We start from the raw sequence: 9,864 nt of genomic DNA, 5'->3' as shown, positions 1-9,864 counted from the left end.
ATCTCTTGACGTTCGGTGATGTCCCTCGCCGCACCTACGATACGGACAATCCGTCCACTCTCATCTCGTATCGGTAATAGGATCGAATGGAATGTTCTAACACCGGCAGGGAAAGGGTAATCGGCGGTATAATCGGTTTTTTCACCTGAATTAAGGACGGTGGTAAATTTATCGATTAGTATGTTGCGGAACGTTTCATCCTCAATATCTTCAACATCCAACCCGATGACGACATCGCGCGGTATCCCCGTTACCTCTTCATAAGCGGCATTGACATCCACATAGATAAATCGCCCCTGTGGAGTTACATCGAGCAGATAAATAACATCGCTACTGTTATCAAGGATTTGGATATAGCGGTCATTCGATTCTTGGAGTGCCGTCTCCATCACTTTTCGTTCGGTGATGTCGTGAACCGTTCCCATAGCATACAATGGTGTTCCATTTTGATCGCATCTAATTCCCCCTAATTGATGGACGAATTTGACCCTTCCATCCGGCATCAGAAGTCTATGCTCCGTATTGTAAGGCTCCATGCTCATTTGCCATGCATTGAAACGCTCAGAGACAAATTCTCTATCCTCAGGATGGACTCTTTCAAAAAAAGTCTCAAATGAAGCGACTGCATTGGGATCGTTCGTTGGATCTAGTTCAAGAATTTGGAAATATTCGTCCGACCATGAGAGATTGTTGGTTTTTAAATCAAAGTCCCAACTTCCTATTTTCGCAAGTTTTTGAGCTTCTACAAGAGATGAACGATGTTTTTCAAGGTCATTTTGGAGGCGATAAATATCGGTCATATCTCGTCCAAGCCCTAAAATGCTAACGATCTCTCCCTTATCATCCCATTCCGGCACCAACGTGACATCGTGTATTCGTATATCGCCGTTTTCATCCGGTACTGATTGCTGTACGAGTATCGTTTGTCCGCTGGTAACGACCTGAGCAATAGCCGCTTTTATGGATTCGTGTTCATCCGGTATACGATGTCCGATCACTTCCGATGAGCGGAGTCCCAATGTTCGTTCATGTACAGGATTGATATAAAGGTATCGTCCATAGCGATCCCATCGGATAATATTGTCCGGTATATGTTCTGTCAAAGAGCGGAACTCTCTCTCACTGGCTATGAGCTGTGCTTGCATCTGTTTTCGCTCACTGATGTCTTCGAGAAGTGCCAAAATGTAGTTGACTGAACCCTCATCGTTACGGACACAACTCACTGCGAGGTTCGTATAGACGAGATTACCGTCTTTTCGGATGAGACGTTTTTCGAGCGTATAGTCTTCGATCTCTCCGTTCATCAGTTTTCTATACTGCTCAAGTTCGGGAGCCAAATCCTCAGGGTAGGTCATATCGACCCATGTACGTTTGGTTAGCTCATCCTGAGTGTAGCCGAGCATTTGTTGGAGTTTTTCGTTGGTGTGTATCCATCCGTACTCCGGTGAAATAATCGCCATACCGACGAGCTGACGCTCGAAAAAGAGGCGCATTCGTTCGTTGTCTTTTTGCTCTTCGAGGAGTCGTCGCTCGGTGATGTCACGTGCGACGGCGAGGTTGTATCCAATACCGTTGTACTCGAAATAGTTGATACTCAGCTCGATTGGGAAGAGGGTTCCGTCTTTGCGACGGTGGCTCGCCTCTATGAACATATTTTTTTGTTCTTTCAGATCGTTCCAATGTTGATTCCACCACTCGGGAGTAGCATTCGGATCAATATGGATGACCCCTTTTTGCATCAGTTCTTCTTTGGTATACCCCAGTGCTGTGCAAGCACCCTCATTGACATAGTGGAACATTGAGTTTTCATCGATCAAATATACCGCTTCGTTGATGGTGTTGAGGGCGAACTCTTTGAGGAGGAGCTCTTCACGCGCTTGTTTTTGCTCGGTGATGTCCCTGACGGTAGTAAATGAATAGGTAACACCGTCGTATTCAAATTGGCTTGCATCTATTTCGACATTCAGTATCCGTCCCTCTTTGGTCGTGTGTTGACGCTCGAAACGGAAAGAAGCATTGGGCTTATGGTTATCTTTGAGTGATGCTAATCCTTCTTTTGTTAACTCTTTATCAAAATCAAAAAGGGTCATTGAGATTAGCTCTTCACGGCTGTATCCCAACATTTTGCACGCACCGTCGTTGACTTGAACGACATGTTCATTTATGAAGATATACGCCGCTTCCGTGGTATTATTAAGCGCTTTATCGACAAGTAGTAACTCTTTTTCTGCCGCTTTTCGCTCCGTGATGTCACGGGCGATTGCCATGTTGTAATGTTTGTCACCAAACTCGATGTAGTTGGCACTCACCTCGACAGGGAATATCGTACCGTCTTTGCGACGATGTCGTAGCTCCATTGTTATACTTCCGAGCTCTTTGAGAATTTCCCAGTGTTCATTCCATCGCTCAGCCGGCCAGTCGGGATCGACATCGCCGACGTTCATACTCTCAAACTCCTCACGGCTATATCCTAATGCTGTACACGCACCTTGATTTACGTAGTGAAAGCGTGCATTTTCATCAATCATAAATACGGCATCTTGGATATGATCGAGAGCAAATTTTTTCAGCAATAATCGCTCTTCAGCCTCTTTTTTTTCGGTCAAATCCCAGATGTTAGCGATATGGTACAAAACCTCGCCCTCATCATTTTTGATAACGATTAACTCGACAGATGCCGGAAAAGTTGAACCGTCTTTGCGTTTATGAACCGCTTCAAAAACGACAAAACCTTTGTTTTTAGCCTCTTGTTGAATTTTGGAGAGCATGGGGAGAGAATCAGAGGTGAAAAGATCAGAGACTCGGATGGACTTCAACTCTTGTGCACTGTAGCCGTACAGAGTGTTAAAAGCGGCATTTGTTAGTTCAAATGTATTGTCTTTTTCGGAGTGCATTGCAATGCCCCAGTGGGCTTGTTTAAAAATATCGGACCATTTTTTGAGGGTTTTTTCGAGGTCTTCGAGTTCGATGACTTTGCGGGAGAGATGATTGATCCGCTCCAATGTGAGCATCTCATCATGTGTGGAGGCTTCGTTAAAATAGTCGCCGTATTCGGCATACGGTAGCTCGATGGTGAAGCATGCCCCGTCATGGCGGTTTTCGACCGAGATGGAACCGCCGAAGCGCTGTTCGATGATTTTTTTGGTCATAAAAAGACCCAAGCCGGAACCCGATTCTTTGGTCGTGATATGCATATCAAAGACCATTTCTACGGGGTTTAGACGGATTCCTCCCGCAGTATCACATATAACGATAGTGCAGTAATTTTCTCTCCCGCTGACGTGGACGGTGATGATGGGCATATCGGAAGTGGAATCGTCGAACGCATCTTTGGCATTGAGGATGAGGTTGAGGATTGCATGGGTGAACTCGTTGGCATTGCCTTGGATCGTAGGGTTGGCATCTAAAATGAAGTTGAGGGTGATGTTGCTGTTTTCAAACGAATATTCGGTGATTTTTCGCACCTTTTCCAACTCGTCGGCTATGATAAAACTTTTTTTTCCATCTCCGCGCTGAGCCAAAAAGCTGTAAAAGGTATCGATGGTTTCGGCTAGATGTTGGAGAAGTTTAAAACTGGTTTCGACGGAGCTTAAGAGTTTCTCTTTGGAAATGTCCCCCTGAAAAATGAGGGAGGCTTTGATCGAGTTTTGGATAGCACCGATGGCATTGAGGGGTTGTTTCCACTGATGAGCGATATTTCCGACCGTCTCCCCCATAGAAGCATAGCGTGATTGTAGAAAAAGAACTTTTGCTTCTTCGTTGTTTTCATTGAGGAGTCGATCTCGGTCTTTTTTGAGGGTATGGACTTTATAGGAGAGGAGAACCACCAGTGAGGTGGTGGTTGCCAAGAGGAACGCGATAAACATCGGTTATTTCGGAAGGTCGCGGGTGTCGAGACGGTATCCGATGCCACGGACGGAGATAATAATATCAAGTCCCAGTTTTTTACGCAGTCTCAGGACGATATTTTTGATCGCCGATTCGCAGATCGGATCGAGCGGCCAGAGCGCTTTTCCGATCTCGTCTTTGGTGATCGTTTTGTGTCGAGAGGCTATGAGGAGTACGAGAAGCTCTTGTTCTTTGATCCCCAACGGAACGACTTCTCCTTTATAGTAGAGCTCTTTGGTAGCTGAGTTGTAATAGAGATTTTTGCCCAAAATCACTAACCCGTCCGACTGAGGGGAACGTTTGATCGCGGTGCATACCATTGAGGTGAGTTTTTCGAGTTCGACTGGTTTGACGAGATAGCCGTCAATCGAGAGATTCGCGGCATTGAAAAGCAATTCTTGTTCGGCAAAACTGGTGAGAAAAATGATCGGAACGGTGTAGTTGTTTTGTCGGATTCTGCGAGCGAGGTTCAACCCGTCTTGTTTAGGCATTTTGATGTCGGTGATGATAATATCGGGAGATTCGTCTTCAAACATATTATATGCCTCTTCTCCATCACAAGCGACGTAGACTTTAGCAAAAAGCATCTCCAAGATTTCGCTCATTTGTTGACGCGTAATCGTATCGTCTTCGGCGAAAAGAACTCTTTTTTCTTTGAGTATCAACAAGTTGTTTATCATGAGCTATAAACCTTTTTATCCTGTTTAAAAACAGGTGAAGTATCTCTGTAAAAGTTATTCTATCATAAAAAGTATCAATTCGGTCACATTATAAAAATTAAATAATAATCTTTATTTGATAAAAATTAAAATTCTGTTAAGGATGATTATTCTGCTACCTGCAAACCACCATTTTCCTCGAAACAATCTGAAAACTTCATTGTAATAAAGTCATAAATAGGTCACATAATTGGCATCTTCATGAGACCGTTCTATGCCTGAGTATTAAGTATCATTTCAAAATCGAAGAAAATAAAAACTTATACGTGATACGAAAGTGATCACTATCGGTAAAAGGACATGTATGAAAAAATCGATCATAGCGGCGAGCGTGTTGAGCACGTTGGTGTCTGTTCAGGCGGCGGATGATTTGGCGAGTGCGTTTAAAGAGGGGAAACTCGACGGGCGACTCAGAGCGCACTATTTTGCGACTGATTGGGACGATAACACGGCGACGGGCAAGAACGCTCCGGATGCACACGGTTTAGCTGTGGGGGGGAGTTTGATCTACAAAACGGCACCTTTGCGCGGCGTTAGCGGAGCAGTTGGGCTCTATACGACCCAAAATCCGGGTGGATGGACAGAAAAAAATGACGGAGTGAGCGCTAATACCTCCAAAGATCTCTTTTCTCGCGGACCGGGAGCGACCTATAACTACGGAACAGGATACGCGGTATTAGCTCAAGCGTATCTCCAATACGACATTGCTAAAACCAAACTCAAAGCGGGACGAATGTTGATGAGCAACCCGTGGATCAATCCTAATGACACCAAAATGATTCCGATTGCGATAGAGGGGTATGAACTCGTTTCTAATGATATAGCCGATACGACGATCCAAATCGATTATGCCGATAAAATCAAAGAGCGCGGGATGAATTATTTCGGTTCGATGGCGGATACGGGAGATACCCCTGATAAAATCGCGGCGTATTATGCGACTCATTATGGCACAACTACCGGTATTCACGGCGATGCACCCGATGTTTTGAGTGTCGGGATTAAAAACAAATCGATTGAGAACCTCGAATTTCAAGCGTGGGGAATGCATTGGGCGAACATCGTCGATCAAGCGATGCTAGAAGCGAATTACAAACTAAAAGCGGGGGACGCGACGATCGGTTTCGGCGGACGCTATATCGCACAGCGTGACAAAGGGGCGGGGGCTATCATCGCTCCTTTGAGCAATAATCACGACTCAGACAACAGTATCGATACCTCATTGTTCGCGTTGCGTACGTCGGTGGGTTACGGTGCGGCAAAACTGACGTTGGCTACTGCTCGTACCGCTAGCGGTGCCGATTTGATCGCTCCGTGGCGCGGATTCCCGACCGAGGGGTATACCCGCTCGATGACGCAAACCGACTGGAATGCCAACACCCGCTCGTACAAAGCTCAACTTGATTACGATTTTAACCAATGGGTTTCTGGGCTAAGTACCGTACTCGGTTATGCCTATTATGATCGCGATCCGAGTAAAACGCCGTATCAAAGCATGACGGACAGAGCGTATGGCAATGGCAACACGCACCAAGCGAACTTGGACATTATGTATAAATTGGCGGGCAGTTGGAAAGGTACGGAGCTGAAATTACGTCTTATGGATCAAGATAATGATCTTGACGGAACGAAAGCAAATGGAACTTCCATCGTTGAAACCTCTAACCGCGAGCTTCGTGCTGAAGTTAACTACCTGTTTTAAAAATGAATATAAACAAAGGATTGGGTAGCCGATGAACAGATTAAAACTCCTCATTGCGGATGATGTCGCAGAGAGCCGCGAAATGTTGAAAATGCTCGCGCACAAGATGGATCGTTTCGACATCTATGAAGCATCTGATGGGATCGAAGCGGTACAATCGGTCGAAGAGTATCACCCTCATATCGTCATCCTCGATGTGATGTTGAGCGAGCTTGACGGTTTCCAAGCGTCCAAGCAGATCAAAGCGCGTCATCCTGAAACTTTGATTATCGCACTCACTTCGGTGGTTGATCCGCACATGGAAAAAAATATGGCGTCGATCGGAGTGAACACCTATATCCACAAACCGATCGATAAGAATCTGCTCCATTTTAAACTGCAAAATTTTGCGGCATTGATCCATTCACGGGAGGGGGAGTTCAAAAAACTATCGACCAAAGCGGCGTTGAACCCTTTTTGCTCCGATATTCGACCTTTTGTCACGATGTTCGAGATCAGTGATGCGGAGTCGATCATGGATTTCGGGATATGGATTCTCACCCGCCATGATGAGACGTTGAAGGTCAAGTGTAGACGGATGGACATCGCAATAGAGGTATTTTATATGCTGATGCGTTTGGGTGTTCGTCAAAACGGTTCGATGAGCATCATCGTCGAAGAGAGCTTCGAAGAGCTTTTTGTGACGATGAAGTTTGAAAAAGTGATCCTACTCTGTGCCAAAACCCGTGCGCTGTTTGATGAATTGGGAGAAAACGGTGTTTTAGGGGATAACATTGCCTGTATTCGCCTCACCATGCATTCACATGAAAAAGTGGAAGCAACGCTAACGTGTGAGCCAACCAAACCCGCACCGACGATCCCTGAACCGCTCGTGAAAGCGGAGGTAATAACGCCCAAAGAAGAGATCAAAGTTGAACCGATCTTAGAACAGAGTGAGCCGACGATCCAAAAAGAGGTGAAAGTTCTCGAAACCAAAGAGAAAGAGTTGCTTCGCCAAAGCTTCGTCCAAAAAACTGCCGCCATCGATTACGTCCGTGAGATCGGCGGCGACGTTCTCGATGAGATCCGCGATTTGGAGAGTTTGGATGAGGAGTGGCTCGAAAAACTCCATATCCTCGAAGCTGAACCGAGTGTCGATAATATCTACCATTTTGCCGATACCGTTTTAGGGGTCTATGTTCGGGCGATTAACAATCTGTTTGAATTTACCGCGCTTGCGTATGCTCTCTCATCGTTGGGCGCATTTTTGAAAGAGCACTCCTCTGAGATCATCAGTGATCCCAAAAAACTCAAAACACTCGTGATGTTGATAGAGCATTTAGGCAACGATCTCACTTCGTGGCGAGACCATATTTTCGCTTTGCAAGACACGGCAGACATCCACTACCTCGATAGTTCGTTTTTCAGCTCCTGCATGCAGATCGAACAGATTATCGGGAACAAGGAGGTTGCGGCGAACGATGATGACGACGACGGCATGGAATTTTTTTAAATACATAGAAATAAACAAAGGAGTACATAAATGGCAAAAAAGGTAATTATCGTCGACGATTCCAGAGCGGTTATCGCAACGGCAGAGTTAGCATTAGAGGGACTCATCGGCAGTGGCGTGATCGAGTTTAAATCGTATCTTAATCCCGCAGAGCTTCTAGGGAATTTGCAAAGCGGTGCGGAAAATTTTGATCTGCTCATCAGTGATGTCAATATGCCGGAGATGAACGGACTCGATCTCTCCCGCGCGATCAAAGGTGACGAGCGCTTTAAAACCAAACCGATCATCATCCTCACCACCGAGAGTTCGGAAGAGTTGAAGATGAAGGGTAAAGAGATCGGTGTGACGGGTTGGATGGTCAAACCGTTCAACGACGAGAAATTGGTCAAATCAATCAAAATGGTACTGGGAGTCTAAGATGGAACAAAACACAGCTCAATCCAGAAGAGAACGTTATCTGACGTTTTTTCTGGGTGAAGAACAATACGGGATTGCGATCGATCGTATCAAAGAGATCATCGCATTGATGAAGGTGACCTATGTCCCTAAAACCCCTGAGTATATGAAAGGGGTTATCAACCTACGCGGCTCGATCATCCCTGTCGTCGATACTCGAACCCGTTTTGGGATGGAGCCTCAAGAGGAGACCATGCACACGGCGATCATTATCGTCGAGGTGGACAAAGTAAACGTCGGATTTATCGTGGATCGTGTCGAAGAGGTTGCGAGTATCGATAGCTCAAATCTGGGTGCGGCTCCGAAATTCGGGAGCAACGTCGATACCGACTTTATCTGTTCGATGGCACAGATCGAAGAGAACGTCGTGATGATTTTGGATGTTTTGAAGCTTTTTGAAGCGGATGAATTGATGAGTTTAGAACAAATTACACAAACAAATGAGGGTGAATAAGATGAAGTGGTTAGATAATATGGTATTGCAAAGCAAGCTGATGTTGCTTGCGGGTTTTATGATGGTAGCATTGACGTTACTTGGGTATATGTCGTATACGAATTTGACGCAATGGCGTGAGTCGGTTAATGAAATCGGAAAAAATTATCTCCCCTCAGTAACGGGAGTTATGGAGATGCGAGTTGGATTTAATCAGGTAACATCACAACAGTACCGCGTTCGTGGACTTTCAACCGATCCGAAACGTAGTGATAAGATTATGGATGCTATCGATAAGATCGAAAAAGCGCATGAACGATGGGAGAAAGGGAATAAAATCTATTCTCAAGTTCCACAAACCACTGAAGAAGCCGCTAGTTGGAAAGAGTATCAAGAGGCGTATAAAACATGGAAATCGCTCTCCGATCAATGTATTCCTCATATGAAAGAGATGGCGAATGCACCGGATGAAGCGGCGTTTAACGTGGCTTTCACTGAACTTGATAAAGATATGGACGGTATGGTAGATGTCCGCAAAATGATGGTTTCTACGATGGACAACATAACGAAAATCAATACCGAAGGTGCGGAAACAACGGTTAAAAATACCGAAGAAGAGTCTTCTTCCGATATGCTTTTCTCTATGATTGTTGTTGCGGTTTCTATCTTTGTATCTGCGCTTTTCTCATTTTTGATCATCCGCTCGATTACCCGTGCGATTACCGAGAGTGTTACAACCATCCGTGACGGAGCGATGCAGATTACTTCGGCATCGGATCAAGTAGCTTCATCGTCTGCGTCTTTGGCACAAGGGGCGAGTGAACAAGCGAGCAGTGTCGAGGAAGTAAGTGCAACATTGGAAGAGTCTACCGCGATCAACACCCAAAACGTTGATAACGCACGTCAAGCCGATATTTTGGCGAAAAACTCGAACGATTCAGCGAAAGCGGGATACGAAAAAGGGGAGCAACTCTCCCACTCTATGCACGCGATCACCGAATCAGCGGCAAAAATCAGCGGTATTATCAAAACTATCGATCAAATCGCATTCCAAACCAACCTCCTCGCTCTTAACGCGGCGGTTGAAGCGGCACGTGCAGGTGAACACGGTCTAGGATTTGCCGTGGTTGCGGACGAAGTTCGTAACTTGGCTCAACGTGCGGCATCGGCGGCA

The 9,864-nt window shown here is 45.6% G+C and carries 7 protein-coding genes; 5 read left to right on the top strand and 2 right to left on the bottom strand.

The window, feature by feature from the left end; translation table 11 throughout:
* Positions 1–3,866, bottom strand: a 3,866-nt coding sequence (locus tag VFW36_RS08725) for a PAS domain S-box protein (protein ID WP_329658424.1), incomplete at its 3' end; no start/stop codon positions are given.
* A 3-nt stretch (positions 3,867–3,869) separates the two neighbouring features.
* Positions 3,870–4,568: a response regulator transcription factor gene (locus VFW36_RS08720; RefSeq protein ID WP_329658423.1), complete on the bottom strand. Its 699-nt coding sequence runs from the start codon at positions 4,566–4,568 to the stop codon at positions 3,870–3,872.
* Positions 4,569–4,911: 343 nt separating this feature from the next.
* On the opposite strand from VFW36_RS08720, the gene VFW36_RS08715 reads away from it, so the two are divergent.
* The 5 genes from VFW36_RS08715 to VFW36_RS08695 form a co-directional block, all read left to right on the top strand.
* Positions 4,912–6,309 (top strand): OprD family outer membrane porin, encoded by a 1,398-nt coding sequence (locus tag VFW36_RS08715; protein ID WP_329658422.1) that lies wholly within the window; start codon positions 4,912–4,914, stop codon positions 6,307–6,309.
* Between the two features lie 31 nt (positions 6,310–6,340).
* Positions 6,341–7,801: a response regulator gene (locus VFW36_RS08710; protein ID WP_329658421.1), complete on the top strand. Its 1,461-nt coding sequence runs from the start codon at positions 6,341–6,343 to the stop codon at positions 7,799–7,801.
* 30 nt (positions 7,802–7,831) lie between these two features.
* Complete coding sequence (locus tag VFW36_RS08705) at positions 7,832–8,218, top strand: response regulator (RefSeq protein ID WP_329658420.1); 387 nt, start codon at positions 7,832–7,834, stop codon at positions 8,216–8,218.
* A 1-nt stretch (position 8,219) separates the two neighbouring features.
* Positions 8,220–8,711: a chemotaxis protein CheW gene (locus VFW36_RS08700; protein WP_329658419.1), complete on the top strand. Its 492-nt coding sequence runs from the start codon at positions 8,220–8,222 to the stop codon at positions 8,709–8,711.
* Between the two features lies 1 nt (position 8,712).
* A partial coding sequence (locus tag VFW36_RS08695; RefSeq protein ID WP_329658418.1) for a HAMP domain-containing methyl-accepting chemotaxis protein occupies positions 8,713–9,864 on the top strand: 1,152 nt, incomplete at its 3' end.

It is taken from the genome of Sulfuricurvum sp. (assembly GCF_036279695.1).
Taxonomy (GTDB): Bacteria; Campylobacterota; Campylobacteria; order Campylobacterales; family Sulfurimonadaceae; genus Sulfuricurvum.
Note: the sequence above shows the minus strand (reverse complement) of the source record. Positions and strands in the feature narration are given on the sequence as shown.